Origin of the sequence: Chryseobacterium sp. RU33C (genome assembly GCF_900156015.1) — a bacterium.
Lineage (GTDB): Bacteria > Bacteroidota > Bacteroidia > Flavobacteriales > Weeksellaceae > Chryseobacterium > Chryseobacterium candidae.
In genome coordinates this window covers 159,513-173,924 of record NZ_FTMT01000005.1, presented here as the reverse complement: position 1 = coordinate 173,924, position 14,412 = coordinate 159,513, and the positions used below count along the sequence as shown (strand labels likewise).

Below are 14,412 nucleotides of genomic sequence, written 5' to 3'. Positions count from 1 at the left end.
TTATTATATTTCAAATTCCATTTCATAATTTTATTAAAAAAGAGAAAGAATATGTCAGACGAAAGAGTAAGATACAGCGATGCTGATTTACAGGAATTTAAAGCGATCATTAAAGAAAAAATAGAAAAAGCAGAAAAAGATCTTCAGCTTATCAGAGAAAGTTTTATCAACGACCAGAATAACGGAACAGATGATACTTCTCCTACTTTCAAAGCTTTTGAGGAAGGAGCTGAAACGCTGAGTAAAGAGCAGAACTCTATTTTGGCAGGAAGACAGGAAAAATTCGTGCGTGATCTTAAAAATGCTTTGATCAGAATTGAAAATAAAACGTATGGTGTTTGCAGAGTAACAGGAAAACTGATTCCTAAGGAAAGACTTTTAGCCGTTCCTCACGCTACGCTGAGCATCGAAGCGAAAAACATGCAAAAATAACCGTAAGGTTTGTAAAATAACATTGGGTTTATATCGTATTTACGGATACTTTATAAACCTAATTTTTAATGTATACCCATGAGCGAATTATTAATTTTGGGCCTCATCATCACCGCAGTTGTATTATTTTTCAACAAAGAATGGATCAAAAACAGATTCTTCCCTGATCAGAAAAAGAATTACACTATTGATGACCGATTCAATTCTGATAAACGGGAACGGGAGAAAGAAATCGACAGACTTTTGAGTAAGATGGGCAAAAACGGAGTGAATGATCTGTCTGAAAAAGACAGGAAAAGACTTGATGAACTGTCCAAAATGTAAAAAAATAAATATAAGAAATGGAATCTATCATAGTACATCCTAAAAATTCTATGGAGCTGAGTGCACTGAAAACTGTTCTGAAGGAAATGGGTATTAAATTTGAAAAAGCTCATGTTAAAAGCTCATTCAATGGACAGAAAGTGGTTAAGAAAGCAAGCGATAACAATAATATAAAGCCGGCATCAAAGCCCTCAAAACCTAAAGGACAGTAATGAAAAAGATCTTAGCAATAACATTTTTAGTGTTGTTCATTGACCAGGCTTCAAAAATTTATATCAAAACTCATTTTGAACTGAATGAGAGTATTCCTGTCATCAACGGTTTCTTTAACAAAACTTTTGTTGAAAACCCGGGAATGGCCTATGGATTTCACTTTGGAGGAATTATCGGAAAATATTTTCTGGTAATCCTGAGACTTTTCCTGATCGGAGGGATGATCTATATGTTCAAAAAATGGCTGAAAGAAGGAGCATCTAATTATCTTTTAGTTCCAATGGCTGTCATTTTTGCCGGAGCTATCGGAAATCTTATTGACGGCATGTTCTATGGAATGATCTTCGACAGCGGAACTGTTTACGACGCCAGCACTGACCGATGGATTGGCTACGGCGGAATTTCCAAGCTTGTTCCTTTTGGACACGGATATTCCACCTTTATGAAAGGATGTGTAGTAGATATGCTTCATTTCCCTGTGGTAGACTGGTACGTTCCTGAAAGCTGGCCTTTGATAGGAGGAAAACATATTGAGTTCTTCAAATATATTTTCAATGTTGCCGATTCCGCGATCACGGTAGGTGCGGCATTCTTATTAATATTCAGAAAAAAAGCATTCCCGAACGGACTGGAGTTTTAAATATATATTTTTCGGATGAAAAAAATAATCAAAAATATTTTTAAATTTTTCCTGCTTCTTCTGGTTGCAGGAATTATTTTTATTGCCTGGGCAAATTACAGCATCAAAAAAGACAGCGCACCATTTGTTTCCTACACTATTGCTGATGTACCGGAATCAAAGACTGCATTATTACTGGGAACAGGGAAACTTCTGAGCAATGGAACTCCGAATGCTTATTTCTACAACAGAATTAAGGCTGCAAGTGATTTATACAAAAGCGGGAAAATACAATACATCATCGTTAGTGGTGATAACAGTACCAAAGATTATAATGAACCTGAAGATATGCAGCTGGCATTGATGCAGAAGGGAATTCCACAGGATAGAATTATTTTAGACCATGCCGGATTCAGAACGCTGGATTCTGTGGTGAGGGCAAAAGATATTTTCAGCCAGACAAAGCTGATTATTATCTCTCAGAAATTCCACAATGAAAGAGCTGTTTTCCTGGCCAGAAAAAATGGTATGGAAGCCTTTGGATATAATGCAGCGGATGTGAATAAGTATGCAGGCTTAAAGACGAATTTGAGAGAGTACCTTGCAAAAGCTAAAGCCTACTGGGATCTTCTTTTTGGTGTGGAACCGAAATTTGGAGGAGAGAAGATTGCAATTCCTTAGTTTTTTAATCACGGATTGCGCAGATTTTCACAGATGATTGAGAAAAAACAGATTGATTATTTTGGATTGATAGGTTTTGGCTGAAGCCAATGAATGGATGTTGAATTTTAAGCTGGCCGGGTTTTCTTCGGCTCCGCTCAGAATTATAGCCCACCCCTATTGAATTTTAATAATAACCTTTTTACTTTTTACTTTTTACTTTTTACTTTTTACTTTTTTTATCCATTATTCCCGCCAAACCTCGTAAATTTGCTATTCATTAATTTTTAAATATAAATTTTAAACCAATGTCAAGAATTCTTACCGGCATTCAAGCCACCGGAACACCCCATCTTGGAAACTTATTGGGAGCTATTATTCCTGCTATTGAACTATCCAAGCAGGAAGGAAACGAATCATTTTTATTTATTGCGAATCTTCATTCACTTACCCAGATTAAAGACGCGCAGACTTTAAGACAAAATACCTACGAAATAGCTGCGGCTTGGCTTGCTTGTGGATTAGATACCGAAAAAACATATTTCTACAGACAAAGTGATATCGCTGAAACCTGTGAACTTTCTTGGCATTTATCATGTTTTTTTCCTTATCAAAGATTAACCTTGGCTCATTCATTTAAAGATAAGGCAGACAGACTTCAGGATGTGAATGCAGGTTTGTTTACTTACCCTATTCTGATGGCTGCAGATATTTTACTGTATGATGCAGAGATTGTACCTGTAGGAAAGGATCAGCTTCAGCATCTGGAAATTGCAAGAGATGTAGCTTCCAGGTTTAACAACCAAATGGGAGAAGTTCTTGTATTACCACAAGCGGAACTTCAGCAGGATACGAAATATGTTCCCGGAACAGATGGGCAGAAAATGTCTAAATCAAGAGGAAATATCATCAATATTTTCTTACCTGAAAAGGAACTGAAAAAACAGGTAATGAGTATTGAGTCTGATTCGAAATCCCTGGAGGAACCCAAGGATCCTGAAACGGATAAAACGTTCCAGATTTATCAGCTTATTGCTACCCCTGAACAGACTGAAGAATTAAGAGCAAAATATCTTGCCGGAAACTTCGGATACGGGCATGCTAAGAAAGAACTTTTAGATCTTATCCTTGTACGTTTTGAGAAAGAAAGAGAAATGTTTGCTTATTATATGAACAATCTTGATGAACTTGAGACAAAACTTCAGCAAGGAGCTGAAAAAACAAGAACTATCGCGCTGGAAACGCTGAAAAGAGTAAGAACAAGCTTAGGATTTTAATTCTGAGTTTTAAACATAAGAAGAGGCTGTCTCAAAAGTCAAACAATCTGGCTTTTGTCATTCTGACGAAGGAAGAATCTCATTGATAACCAAACATATGAGATTCTTCACCACATTTCATTTCGTTCAGAATGACACTTTTGAGACAGCCTCTTTTCTATTGATGTAAATTGTTACTTTTAATGGGTATTATTCTTTGTCAGGATAAAGTAATGCATCTGATCTCCATATTCATAACTAACATCCCAGCCAGGATATTGTTTGATAATGGTCTTAATGATAGACAATCCCAATCCGGTAGAGGTATGATCTGATCCTTGTTTATAAAAACGGTTAAAGATTCTTGACTGATCTAAAGACACAGGATTTCCGCTGTTTTGAAATGCGATTCTGTTATTTTCAATGATAATGTTCAGAGTTCCTTCTTCGTTGTTGTATTTTACGGCATTTTTAAGAAGGTTAGACAATAAAATATCGGCAAGATCCTGATTGAAATCCGCGACAAATTTTCCTTTCTCAACAATATTGACCTCTACTTTTTTAAAGGCAATAAAATCTTCATAATTCTGAACCAATTGAGCGACCATCCCGTTAAAATCAACATCAGAGGTTTTATTAAACTGGCTGTTTTCAATTTTGGAAAGCATTAATAAAGATTTGTTTAAGCCTACCATTCTTCTCAGATCATTCTTCACTTCAGTAAGGAAGATAAGATTATTTTTATCAAGATCGTGATTCTGGATCATCAGATCAATTTTATTAATCACGATAGCCAAAGGAGTCTGAAGCTCATGAGAAGCGTTTTCAATAAACTGTTTTTGCTGATAGAAAACCAATTCATTACGTTCAATCATTTCATTGATTTCCACATTTAATTCTTCAAATTCGGTGATCTTATAATTCTGCTTTTCCTGAGAAAAAGGAATTCCAAACTGATATTTCTTAAGCTTATCCAAAATCAGATAGAATGGTCTCATAGCCTTATTAAGCAGATATCCGTTAACAGCTACAATACTTATCACCAAAAGGATATAAAGCACAATCAGGGCTGTTGTGAGATCGTAAATCAATTCATCCTCTTCTACCGTTGATGTTCTGATAACAAGCCGCTGATGACCTTTGAACTGATCAATAAAGTCGGCCTCAAGAACCCGGTAAGGCTGATCTTTGTCATCATACTCCATATAGTACATCTTATTGTAGAGCCTGCTTTTGTTTTGATAATCTGCAGCTTTGATAGGATTGATTTTAAATTCATTGAATCCAAACTCATTATTCTTCAACAGCTGGGGATTAAGATAAACCGCTTTAATAATCTGAATTTTTCTATCTCTTAAACCGTCATCCACATTATCATGCACTTCATCCAGGATATAGGCATAAAAAAGACCTGCCCACACTGCTATAATAAACAGCAGGATCATGATCAGATATTTTATCGTGTAATATTTTAATGAGGTTTTCATCAGATGAATTTATATCCTATTCCGTATACGGCCTGAAAATCTGCTTCTGCATTGAGGGTTTTCAGTTTTTTACGAAGATTTTTGATCTGGGAATAAATAAAATCCAGACTGTCTGCCTGATCGATATAATCTCCCCAGATTGCTTCTGCCAAAGTTGTTTTCTGTAAGGTTTTCTCCGGATGAATGACAAAATAATACAGAAGGTCATATTCTTTTCGGTTAAGAACAAGCTCATCATTCCCCACTTTCACTGTTCTGTTTTCCGGATCAATGCTGATATTTTTGTAACGGATGATGTTTTCGCCATCCTGATTTTTTCTTCTGATCACAGATTTGATTCTTGCCATCAGTTCTGCAAGATGGAAAGGTTTTGCAAGATAATCATCTGCTCCTATTTCCAGTCCGGCCACCTTATCGTCCACAGAGTCTTTGGCTGAAAGAATGATTACAGGGTCTTTCTTATGCATTTTTTTGATCTCTCTCAGAAGATCTATTCCGTTTCCGTCAGGCAGCATAATATCCAGCAAAATGCAATCGTATTCATAGGAAATAATTTTGTCCAGCCCTCCACTGTAATTCTCCGCATATTCTACAATGAAATGTTCTGCTTCCAGGAACTTCTGTACGGTATCTTTCAGTTCGGGTTCATCTTCTACTATTAAAATCTTCATATTCTGGATCTGTATATTTTGCTACTTCATTAATGTATATCAAATATATGAAATTAAAAGCTGGAAGAATTGAAGAGGGAAGCTGGAAATTCTTCACACTACATCAATCTATGCAGTTTCATTCACTTCCTTCTTCCAGCCTCCGGCTTCCTTACTTAACAAAACGCCCATCCGCATCAAAAACAAGGCATAAGCCATTCATCAGATTGATTTTATAGGCATTATATTTTTTCTCAATAGAATCAATTACGCTACCAGGGCGATACTTTGTCATAAAAGACACCATATTTTTTCAAATCTTATCAGAAGAAATCTTTCTTCCGTTACTGTTTATCAAATTCCTGTTGACGATATTATTAATATTTAGTGTTTGTATTCGGTTACGTGTTAATCATCGATTCTTTTAAAGTTCCCATTTCTGTCGAATTCAAGCTCCAATCCATTGGAAAGTTCCGCTTTATAAGACCATCTTTTCTTTTCGATCTTGATGATATAAGTATTAGGAAAATTCTTTGTGCTGTAATTTCTTATGGATACAGGGATGAAACCGTAAGGAACTTTCTGATGCTTTCCGTCTACTTCCTTCCAGTTTCCGTTGCTGTCGAACTCTATTTTCATTCCATTAGTAAGGTATGCTTTGTACTCATCTACTCCATAGATTTCCCTGTCTTCGATGGCTGGGTTTACAGGGATACCTTTAAAATGAGCTGCAAGAAAGTTTTTAGCTGTTTTGGGTAACTGATTAGCATGGATTGCTCTGTCCTGCGCAGAAATTAAGCCTCCAATTAATAAAAAAATAATCATTAATACTCCTGTGATTTTCTTTGCATTTTTCATACTATTACATTTTCTGTTATTATTATGGAGCAAAGTTCCTGATCAATTTGGGAAAGAATTGGGAAAAATGATTTTGGTGGAAAATATTTAATTTAACCACAGATTGACACAGATGATCGCAGATGCTTGTATTGATTTCTGCAGTGCATTGAAAACAGAAAAGCCACTAAGGTGGTCTTAGTGGCTTTTTATCAGGTTTTATAATCTAATATTTTATAAATATTCCTTAATCTGCTGAAGATGGGTAATGGCTTTTAAACCTTCTTTCTGCTTATCTTCTTTATATACATCAAAGAAAATTGCATCCATTCCGAAATCCGTAGCTCCCATGGCGTCTGCAATCCAGTCGTCACCAATCAGGATACTTTCTTCCTTTTTTGCATCGGAAAGGCTTAGTGAGTATTCAAAAATTCTTGGATTAGGCTTTCTTACTCCTACAGCATCTGCACTGGTAATGGTTTTAAAATAAGGGGCAATTCCGGAAAGTGAACATTTTCTTTCTGTCACTTCCTGAAATCCGTTGGAAATAATATGTAATGTATAATTCTTAGCTTTCAGATATTCCAAAACATCTTCAGCTCCTTCCACCAATTCGTTATAACTCACAATATTATCAAGGAAATTTTCTTCAAAATAAAGGGCAAGCTCTTTATCATCTACTCCAAAATGTTTAAATGAATCATAAAAACGGTGTTCTCTCAGGTACTCTTTGCCGATAATACCGTCTCTGATCTTTTCCCACAACTCTTCGTTGATATCGTGATATACAGAGTGAAACTCTTCAAAATCTATATGATACTTTGAAGTAATTTCCTGTTTTTCAAAAAGATCTTTGATGGTAAGATAGGCATTTCTGCGGTGATCCCAGAGTGTATTATCCAGGTCAAAAAAAACGTGCTGCATTTTCATACAGCACAAAGTTAATAATTTTAATTTTTTGTAATAGGATAATTTTTGCTCTTGCTTTTCACAACCTCAAGGCTTTTAGAAAAATTAAGCAAAAAATCAATGGTTTGTTTCTTAGGTTTCAAAGTTTTCACTTTTAAGGAGTCATTTTTTTTCATAAGCGAAGTATGTTTTCCTTAAAACGTGAAATTTCAGTAAATATTATCTATCTGGTTAATATTATGTTGTTGTCATCCATGATTTTTCTCAGGTTTATGAGTGCATATCTTACTCTGCCCAAAGTTGTATTAATGCTCATCTCTGTATGATCTGCGATTTCTTTGAAACTCAGACCATCAAAAAATCTCAGTTTAATTACCTCCTGCTGGTTTTGTGGTAAAAACTGTAACATCCTCAGCAAATCTTCCTGGATCTGATTGGTTACCAGCTGATCTTCAATATTTTCTGAAGGCTCTCTGATCAAATCAAAAATAGAATACTCATCTGTTTCAAAAGTAGTTTCTGAAACTTTGATATTCTTTGCTTTTGATCTGAAATGATCAATGATTAAATTATGAGAAATTCTTTTTGCCCAAAGAATAAATTTACCTTCTTCGTTATAGCGCCCTTCTTTTAGCATTACAATAATCTTCATGAATGTATCCTGAAAGATATCATTAGCCAAATCTTCATCATTAATTTTGTAAAAAATGAATGTAAACAGTTCTCTCTGATGTCGATGAATAAGGGTTGACAACGCACCCTCGTCTCCTTTTTGGTAAAGGGAAATTAGTAAACTATCCGATTTTGATTTCATAACTCTTCTCAATATAAATATTTGCAGACAGACATTCTACCAGATATTTCTTCTGGCCTTTGCTGTATAAACAAAACAGTTCTAGAGTAGAGTCTCTTCTATAGGCGTTAGTACAATTATTATGATGTAAATATAATAATTTTTTAATAACTGTTAACCTATTATTAAATTTTATAGAGAAAAATCTAAAAAAAATCACTTAAACATATCATGAATGAAGACTGTAGGAATATTTAATGTAAAATTAACATTAAGCCCTTTCATTTCTTTTCCGTTCAGCCGGGTGTTTCCTATAGGAAAAGCATATCCACCTGTAAGATCCAGCATTCCGAACAAAGTAACTCCTATCTTAGGGGCAACATATTTATTGGTTCCTTCCACTCCGGCTAAAAAGTAATATGAGTGATAGAAATCCACGTTCTTTTCAAAATTAAGAAGTACATCTGCCTGCAGTTTAGGCATAATAGCAAATTTAGAATCTACAGAACCCATCATTGCAGAACCTCCCAATCTGTAAATTACGTCATCATTTTTAAGAAAAAGCAATTTACCTCCTACTTCTCCGAAACTCTGGTTCTGGTAAGTATATCCCACACTAATCATTTTATGCATGGTATATTGAGCTTTTGCTACTGTACTTAGTACAAACAGTGACAGGGCGGCAGCTACAGTCCGAAAATTCATCATCTTTCTATATTATTAAAGTGTAAAATTAAAAAAAACTGCCTTATCCAGAGATAAAGCAGTTCATTTATTATGGTTTAAAGAGAAATTAAATTCCAAAAGCGGTTTTAATCTCCTCTACTTTGTCAAGTTTTTCCCAGGTAAAAAATTCAAGACCTTTCAATGTAAGTTCGTTTTTATGTCCTTTATTGAAAGTTTTATCAGCTATATAATGCTCTTTACCCATGTGTCCGTAAGAAGCCGTTTCCTGATAAATAGGGTTTCTTAATTTTAAGTTCTGTTCGATAGCATAAGGTCTTAAATCAAAAATAGCAGAAACTTTTTTCGCAATATCCCCATCATGAAGATCCACTTTTGCCGTTCCGTAAGTATTGATATATAAACCACAAGGTTCAGCTACCCCAATGGCGTAAGAAACCTGCACTAAAACTTCATCCGCTACTCCCGCAGCTACTAAATTTTTAGCAATATGTCTTGTTGCATATGCAGCACTTCTGTCAACTTTAGAAGGATCTTTTCCAGAGAAAGCACCACCACCGTGAGCTCCTTTACCTCCGTATGTATCAACGATGATTTTTCTACCCGTAAGACCTGTATCTCCGTGAGGTCCTCCGATTACAAATTTCCCGGTAGGATTGATGTGATATTTGATCTGATCGTTAAATAAGGCTTTGATTTCTTCAGTTTGCTGTGCAACCACTCTTGGAACCAGAATATTTTTGATATCCTCACGGATTTTATTCAGCATTTCTTCTTCGCTTCCAAAGTCGTCATGTTGAGTAGAAACTACAATAGAATCAATTCTGATAGGCTTGTGATCATCAGAATACTCAATGGTTACCTGGCTTTTTGCATCCGGACGAAGATAAGTAATCTCCTTATTTTCTCTTCTGATAGCAGAAAGTTCTTTCAGAATCGTGTGGGCAAGATCCAATGCAAGAGGCATATAGTTAGCCGTCTCATTGGTAGCATACCCGAACATCATTCCCTGGTCTCCAGCTCCCTGTGCATTTGCTTTAGCCTCGAAAGACTCGTCATTTACCGCTCTGTCAACTCCTTGGTTGATATCAGGCGACTGTTCATGGATCGCAGAAATAACTCCGCAAGAATCTCCATTGAACATATACTCTCCTTTCGTGTACCCGATTCCGTTGATTACTTCTCTGGCAATAGTCTGTACATCAAGGTAAGCATCTGATTTTACTTCTCCTGCCAATACCACCTGTCCGGTCGTTACAAGAGTTTCACATGCTACTTTTGAATCTTTATCATATGCTAAGAAATGGTCGATTAAAGCATCGGAAATTTGATCGGCAATTTTATCCGGATGTCCTTCTGAAACTGATTCAGATGTAAATAAATAAGACATATAATTCTTTTGTTTTTAAAGATTTAAATAGTGTTTGCGAAAAATATGAATGAAATTGCCCAGAAAAAAGAATACTGTTTTAGCATTTTTTTATAGAGGTTGCAATCAGGTCAAATTTTTCCTCGTAATAAACGTCAGCAAATTTAAGTACTATTTTCCTAATACTCAAAAATTTTGTTTATTAATTATACTTTTATTTAAATTGATGATTTCTATCACTTTAAAGCATTTCCATTACTGAGGCTTAATGCTTACAAATTCTTTCGGACTTTCGTGATAATTCAGCTTAAGTTCTAAAGAAGTTTTGATAGAGTGTGATAATTCATCAATAATTTTTTGTTTAAAAGTGGGTTTATAATAAATAATACTGATTTCTCTATAAGGGAAAGGCTTTTTGAATCTGAAAACATTTTTCTTCTGCTCTTCAGAAAGCTGGCTCAGCGCCAATTCCGGCAGAATACTGATTCCTCCTACTTTATCTACCATGTGTACCAACGTCTGGATATTGGAAGCTAAGAAATCCAGATTTTTAGGCTTCAGGGTATTTTCTTTCAGGTGGCAGATATTTTCAAACTGATTTCTCAGACAGTTTCCTTCTTCAAGCAGCCATACTTTCTCTACATTCAGATCTTCCGGAATGATGTAGGAATTCTTTTTATTAGCTTCAGTATTGGAGCTGTAAATCATCAGCTCTTCATTGAAAAGGAAATCCTGATAGAACTCATCAGCAGTATCGTAAGGAGTGGAAATAATTCCCGCATCCAACTCTCCTGCTTTTAAAGCTTTAATAATATTATCAGTTGTCATTTCTTTTACATTCATCTGAATCTTCGGATTATCCTCCAGAAATTTGAAAATCTCCGTTGGCAGAATGAAAGAAGAAACGGTAGGAATGATTCCCAGATTGATGGTACCTCCTAAAATATTATTCAAAAGGTTCGCTTTGTTCTTCAGCTCATTGACAGATTCGATAATTACCTTTGCCTGATCAATAATCTGAAGCCCTACATCCGTGGTACGAATCGGGTGAGTAGTTCTGTCGAAAACCTTTACATCCAGTTCATCTTCAAATTTCTGTATCATGGCACTTAACGTAGGTTGGGTAATAAAACACGCCTGAGCGGCCTTACCAAAATGTTTATACTTATCAACAGCGATAAGATACTCCAGTTGCTGAATGTTCATTTGATTAATATTATCTATTACAAAGATATAACGTTTTTGCTATTAGCAATTAAAAATTCAAGTAAATTTGATATTCACTACCTTTACATTTGGATTTAGAAAAAAGAAAAACATTTACAAATCATTAATAGATATGGATTCTAAAAAATTAACGTTAAGTAACGGATCACCTTATTATGAACATCAGGATTCACAGACGGTAGGACCAAGAGGACCGGTATTGCTGCAGGACTTTATTCTTCAGGAAAATCTTGCGCATTTCGTTAGGGAAAGAATTCCTGAAAGGATTGTGCATGCCAAAGGAAGCGGAGCGTACGGAACCTTCACCGTAACACATGACATCAGCCAGTACACGAAAGCAAAACTGTTTTCAAAAGTAGGGAACTCATGCAGAATGTTTGCAAGATTTTCTACAGTGGGAGGTGAAAAAGGAAGTGCAGATACTGCGAGAGACCCAAGAGGATTTGCCTTAAAATTTTACACTGAAGACGGGAACTGGGATCTTGTAGGAAACAATACTCCTGTATTCTTTATTAAGGATGCAAAAAAATTTCCGGATTTTATTCATACTCAGAAAAGAGTTCCGAAAACCAATTTAAAAAGCGCCACAATGATGTGGGATTTCTGGAGCTTAAACCCTGAATCACTTCATCAGGTTCTTATATTAATGTCAGACAGAGGAACTCCGTATGGCTACAGACATATGCATGGTTTCGGATCTCACACTTTCTCTATGATCAATGATAAAGATGAAAGAGTATGGGTGAAATTCCATTTTAAAACCAAGCAGGGAGTAAAAAACTTTACAGATGAAGAAGCGGTAAAAATGGCAGGAGAAAACCCGGACTTTGCACAGGAAGATCTTTGCAATGCTATTGAAAGCGGTAACTTCCCGAAATGGACATTATATATACAGGTAATGACGGAGGAACAGGCAAAAGACTTCAGATGGAATCCGTTTGATGTAACCAAAGTATGGTTTCATGATGACTTCCCTCTGATTGAGGTAGGAGAAATGGAACTGAATGAAATACCCGTAAATTATTTTGCCCACGTGGAACAGTCTACCTTTTCACCAAGTAACTTAATTAACGGAATCAGTTTCTCACCGGACAAAATGCTTCAGGGAAGATTATTCTCATATCCTGACGCTCACCGTTACAGAGTAGGTGTCAATGTTCATCAGCTGGAAGTAAACAGATGTCCTTTTGCGGTGAACAATTACCAAAGAGATGGTTTTATGGCAGACTCAAGCCACTATCAGGATAAACCGAATTACCACCCGAACAGTTTTGATGACATCAAGCCGGATTCATCTTATAAAAACTACGAATATGAGCTAGACAGTGCTCATGTTGCCAGTTACAACAGAAATGACAACGACAGTGATCACTATACTCAACCGGGACTTTTATATTCAAAAGCAATGAATGCAGAGGAAAGAGATCATTTGATCAAAAATATTGTAGGCAGCATGAATGGTATAACCGGGCCGAAAAAAGACGAGATTATCAACCGGCAGCTATGTCACTTTTTCCGTGCTAACATTGAACTTGGCATGAAAGTGGCTTCTCAACTAAACGTCAATATTGATGCAAATATGATGAATCATTCCAAATAATCATTTTGAATGATAAATTAAAAAAAAGGAAAAAAAAATAATATTTTTTCCTTTTTTTTGTAAAAAATTCATAATTTGCAAAGGATGATATTTTAAAGTGGAAAAATGAGTTACGAGAACATATTATTAAAAAAAGAAGATAAATTATCTATTATTACCATAAATAGACCTGAGAGTTTAAATGCTTTGAATGCAAAAACAATTCAGGAAATCAGTACCGCGCTTGATGAGCTTAACGCTGACACTTCATGCAGAGTAATTATTCTTACCGGAAGTGGCGAAAAATCTTTTGTCGCGGGAGCTGATATCAAGGAATTCAGTGACTTCGGACAGGAAAAAGCTGAAGAACTTGCAAGAAACGGACAAAATACATTGTTCAACAAAATTGAAAACATGTCTAAACCTGTCATTGCAGCCGTAAATGGTTTTGCATTAGGAGGAGGTTTAGAGCTTGCCATGGCATGCCACATCAGATATGCATCAGAGAATGCCAAATTAGGACTTCCTGAAGTAACTCTTGGATTAATTCCGGGATATGGAGGAACCCAGAGGCTTCCAAAGCTTGTAGGAAAAGGTATTGCCAATGAAATGATCTTCTCTGCCAAAATGATCCCTGCTCAAAAAGCAAAAGAGATCGGACTGGTGAATGAAGTATACCCTATTGAAGAATTATTAACCAAAACAAAAGAATTAGCAAATACGATTGCCAACAACTCACCAATGGCAATATCCAAGGCTATCAACGCCGTGAATTTATCTGACACGGAGAAAGGTTTTGAAACTGAAATCAAATATTTCGGAGAACTTTTTGAAATGGAAGATAAGAAAGAAGGAGTTACCGCGTTTCTAGAGAAGAGAAAGCCTAACTTCTAAATCTTTCTAAAAGATTTTAATCCAAATTATTTCGAAAAAAAAACAATGCTGCGGTATGAATAAGTTTGATAAAGCTTATCTAAAAATGGCTCAGGAATGGGCAAAACTCTCCTACTGTAAGAGAAAACAGGTGGGGGCTCTTATCGTAAAAGATAGGATGATTATTTCAGATGGTTACAACGGAACTCCTTCGGGATTCGAAAACTGCTGTGAAGATGAAGAAGGAAAAACACACTGGTACGTATTGCATGCGGAGGCCAACGCTATATTAAAGCTGGCTGGCTCTACCCAATCTGCAAAAGGAGCAACGTTATATTTAACGCTTTCTCCCTGTAAAGAATGCAGCAAACTGATTCTGCAGGCAGGGATTACGAGACTGGTGTATATTAATGAGTATTCGGATGACGATGGAATATCGTTTCTGAGAAACCATAACATTGAAATAGAACAAATATCAGACTGTGAACTAAAAAAATAAG

General features: G+C 35.8%; 18 protein-coding genes. 10 read left to right on the top strand and 8 right to left on the bottom strand.

From position 1 onward, the window contains the following. The first annotated feature begins 51 nt into the window (after positions 1–51). The 6 genes from BW946_RS06905 to trpS all read left to right on the top strand — a co-directional run bounded on the left by BW946_RS06905 (position 52) and on the right by trpS (position 3,525). Positions 52–432 (top strand): TraR/DksA family transcriptional regulator, encoded by a 381-nt coding sequence (locus BW946_RS06905; protein WP_002983772.1) that lies wholly within the window; start codon positions 52–54, stop codon positions 430–432. A gap of 78 nt (positions 433–510) precedes the next feature. Further along, the gene (locus BW946_RS06900; RefSeq protein WP_076595466.1) at positions 511–756 is read left to right on the top strand and encodes a DUF6576 domain-containing protein; all 246 of its coding nucleotides are present in this window, start codon (positions 511–513) and stop codon (positions 754–756) included. Positions 757–773: 17 nt separating this feature from the next. Continuing rightward, positions 774–968: a DUF2683 family protein gene (locus BW946_RS06895; RefSeq protein WP_076595465.1), complete on the top strand. Its 195-nt coding sequence runs from the start codon at positions 774–776 to the stop codon at positions 966–968. After that, a complete protein-coding gene (locus BW946_RS06890) occupies positions 968–1,609 on the top strand; it encodes a lipoprotein signal peptidase (RefSeq protein ID WP_076595464.1) in 642 nt (213 codons plus the stop codon). The genes BW946_RS06895 and BW946_RS06890 overlap by 1 nt, the downstream gene beginning before the upstream one ends. A gap of 15 nt (positions 1,610–1,624) precedes the next feature. Next, positions 1,625–2,269, top strand: coding sequence for a SanA/YdcF family protein (locus tag BW946_RS06885; RefSeq protein ID WP_076595463.1), 645 nt, complete (start codon positions 1,625–1,627; stop codon positions 2,267–2,269). Positions 2,270–2,556: 287 nt separating this feature from the next. Then, positions 2,557–3,525: a tryptophan--tRNA ligase gene (gene trpS, locus BW946_RS06880; protein WP_076595462.1), complete on the top strand. Its 969-nt coding sequence runs from the start codon at positions 2,557–2,559 to the stop codon at positions 3,523–3,525. A 179-nt stretch (positions 3,526–3,704) separates the two neighbouring features. Here the strand turns inward: trpS and BW946_RS06875 are convergent, their stop codons facing one another. Further along, a complete protein-coding gene (locus BW946_RS06875; protein ID WP_076595461.1) occupies positions 3,705–4,991 on the bottom strand; it encodes a sensor histidine kinase in 1,287 nt (428 codons plus the stop codon). Next, the gene (locus BW946_RS06870; RefSeq protein WP_076595460.1) at positions 4,991–5,662 is read right to left on the bottom strand and encodes a response regulator transcription factor; all 672 of its coding nucleotides are present in this window, start codon (positions 5,660–5,662) and stop codon (positions 4,991–4,993) included. The genes BW946_RS06875 and BW946_RS06870 overlap by 1 nt, the downstream gene beginning before the upstream one ends. Positions 5,663–5,709: 47 nt before the next feature. On the opposite strand from BW946_RS06870, the gene BW946_RS21350 reads away from it, so the two are divergent. Continuing rightward, positions 5,710–5,880, top strand: a complete 171-nt coding sequence (locus BW946_RS21350; RefSeq protein WP_168801920.1) for a hypothetical protein — start codon at positions 5,710–5,712, stop codon at positions 5,878–5,880. Between the two features lie 169 nt (positions 5,881–6,049). Here the strand turns inward: BW946_RS21350 and BW946_RS06860 are convergent, their stop codons facing one another. The 6 genes from BW946_RS06860 to BW946_RS06835 form a co-directional block, all read right to left on the bottom strand. Next, positions 6,050–6,499: a PepSY-like domain-containing protein gene (locus BW946_RS06860; RefSeq protein WP_076595458.1), complete on the bottom strand. Its 450-nt coding sequence runs from the start codon at positions 6,497–6,499 to the stop codon at positions 6,050–6,052. Between the two features lie 213 nt (positions 6,500–6,712). After that, entirely contained in the window at positions 6,713–7,408 is a 696-nt protein-coding gene (locus BW946_RS06855; RefSeq protein WP_076595457.1) for a YjjG family noncanonical pyrimidine nucleotidase, read from the bottom strand. Between the two features lie 202 nt (positions 7,409–7,610). After that, the gene (locus BW946_RS06850; RefSeq protein ID WP_076595456.1) at positions 7,611–8,201 is read right to left on the bottom strand and encodes an RNA polymerase sigma factor; all 591 of its coding nucleotides are present in this window, start codon (positions 8,199–8,201) and stop codon (positions 7,611–7,613) included. A gap of 195 nt (positions 8,202–8,396) precedes the next feature. After that, positions 8,397–8,888: a hypothetical protein gene (locus BW946_RS06845; RefSeq protein WP_076595455.1), complete on the bottom strand. Its 492-nt coding sequence runs from the start codon at positions 8,886–8,888 to the stop codon at positions 8,397–8,399. A gap of 85 nt (positions 8,889–8,973) precedes the next feature. Continuing rightward, a complete protein-coding gene (gene metK / locus BW946_RS06840) occupies positions 8,974–10,254 on the bottom strand; it encodes a methionine adenosyltransferase (RefSeq protein WP_076595454.1) in 1,281 nt (426 codons plus the stop codon). Positions 10,255–10,488: 234 nt separating this feature from the next. Further along, positions 10,489–11,439, bottom strand: a complete 951-nt coding sequence (locus BW946_RS06835; protein WP_047428937.1) for a LysR substrate-binding domain-containing protein — start codon at positions 11,437–11,439, stop codon at positions 10,489–10,491. A 133-nt stretch (positions 11,440–11,572) separates the two neighbouring features. Between BW946_RS06835 and BW946_RS06830 the strand changes: the two genes are divergently transcribed. The 3 genes from BW946_RS06830 (at position 11,573) to BW946_RS06820 (ending at position 14,411) form a co-directional block, all read left to right on the top strand. After that, the gene (locus BW946_RS06830; RefSeq protein ID WP_076595453.1) at positions 11,573–13,060 is read left to right on the top strand and encodes a catalase; all 1,488 of its coding nucleotides are present in this window, start codon (positions 11,573–11,575) and stop codon (positions 13,058–13,060) included. A gap of 105 nt (positions 13,061–13,165) precedes the next feature. Next, positions 13,166–13,933: an enoyl-CoA hydratase/isomerase family protein gene (locus tag BW946_RS06825; RefSeq protein ID WP_076595452.1), complete on the top strand. Its 768-nt coding sequence runs from the start codon at positions 13,166–13,168 to the stop codon at positions 13,931–13,933. A 55-nt stretch (positions 13,934–13,988) separates the two neighbouring features. Next, positions 13,989–14,411 (top strand): deoxycytidylate deaminase, encoded by a 423-nt coding sequence (locus tag BW946_RS06820; RefSeq protein ID WP_076595451.1) that lies wholly within the window; start codon positions 13,989–13,991, stop codon positions 14,409–14,411. The last annotated feature ends 1 nt before the right edge of the window (position 14,412 follow it).

Excerpts from the sequence above, each read along its gene's own strand:
- BW946_RS06850 (WP_076595456.1), bottom strand. The coding sequence starts at position 8,201 with ATGAAATCAAAATCGGATAGTTTACTAATTTCCCTTTACCAAAAAGGA.
- BW946_RS06855 (WP_076595457.1), bottom strand. The coding sequence starts at position 7,408 with ATGAAAATGCAGCACGTTTTTTTTGACCTGGATAATACACTCTGGGAT.
- BW946_RS06835 (WP_047428937.1), bottom strand. The coding sequence starts at position 11,439 with ATGAACATTCAGCAACTGGAGTATCTTATCGCTGTTGATAAGTATAAA.
- BW946_RS06860 (WP_076595458.1), bottom strand. The coding sequence starts at position 6,499 with ATGAAAAATGCAAAGAAAATCACAGGAGTATTAATGATTATTTTTTTA.
- BW946_RS06845 (WP_076595455.1), bottom strand. The coding sequence starts at position 8,888 with ATGATGAATTTTCGGACTGTAGCTGCCGCCCTGTCACTGTTTGTACTA.
- BW946_RS06875 (WP_076595461.1), bottom strand. The coding sequence starts at position 4,991 with ATGAAAACCTCATTAAAATATTACACGATAAAATATCTGATCATGATC.
- BW946_RS06830 (WP_076595453.1), top strand. The coding sequence starts at position 11,573 with ATGGATTCTAAAAAATTAACGTTAAGTAACGGATCACCTTATTATGAA.
- BW946_RS06885 (WP_076595463.1), top strand. The coding sequence starts at position 1,625 with ATGAAAAAAATAATCAAAAATATTTTTAAATTTTTCCTGCTTCTTCTG.
- BW946_RS06895 (WP_076595465.1), top strand. The coding sequence starts at position 774 with ATGGAATCTATCATAGTACATCCTAAAAATTCTATGGAGCTGAGTGCA.
- BW946_RS06905 (WP_002983772.1), top strand. The coding sequence starts at position 52 with ATGTCAGACGAAAGAGTAAGATACAGCGATGCTGATTTACAGGAATTT.
- BW946_RS21350 (WP_168801920.1), top strand. The coding sequence starts at position 5,710 with ATGAAATTAAAAGCTGGAAGAATTGAAGAGGGAAGCTGGAAATTCTTC.
- BW946_RS06825 (WP_076595452.1), top strand. The coding sequence starts at position 13,166 with ATGAGTTACGAGAACATATTATTAAAAAAAGAAGATAAATTATCTATT.
- metK (WP_076595454.1), bottom strand. The coding sequence starts at position 10,254 with ATGTCTTATTTATTTACATCTGAATCAGTTTCAGAAGGACATCCGGAT.
- trpS (WP_076595462.1), top strand. The coding sequence starts at position 2,557 with ATGTCAAGAATTCTTACCGGCATTCAAGCCACCGGAACACCCCATCTT.
- BW946_RS06900 (WP_076595466.1), top strand. The coding sequence starts at position 511 with ATGAGCGAATTATTAATTTTGGGCCTCATCATCACCGCAGTTGTATTA.
- BW946_RS06870 (WP_076595460.1), bottom strand. The coding sequence starts at position 5,662 with ATGAAGATTTTAATAGTAGAAGATGAACCCGAACTGAAAGATACCGTA.
- BW946_RS06890 (WP_076595464.1), top strand. The coding sequence starts at position 968 with ATGAAAAAGATCTTAGCAATAACATTTTTAGTGTTGTTCATTGACCAG.
- BW946_RS06820 (WP_076595451.1), top strand. The coding sequence starts at position 13,989 with ATGAATAAGTTTGATAAAGCTTATCTAAAAATGGCTCAGGAATGGGCA.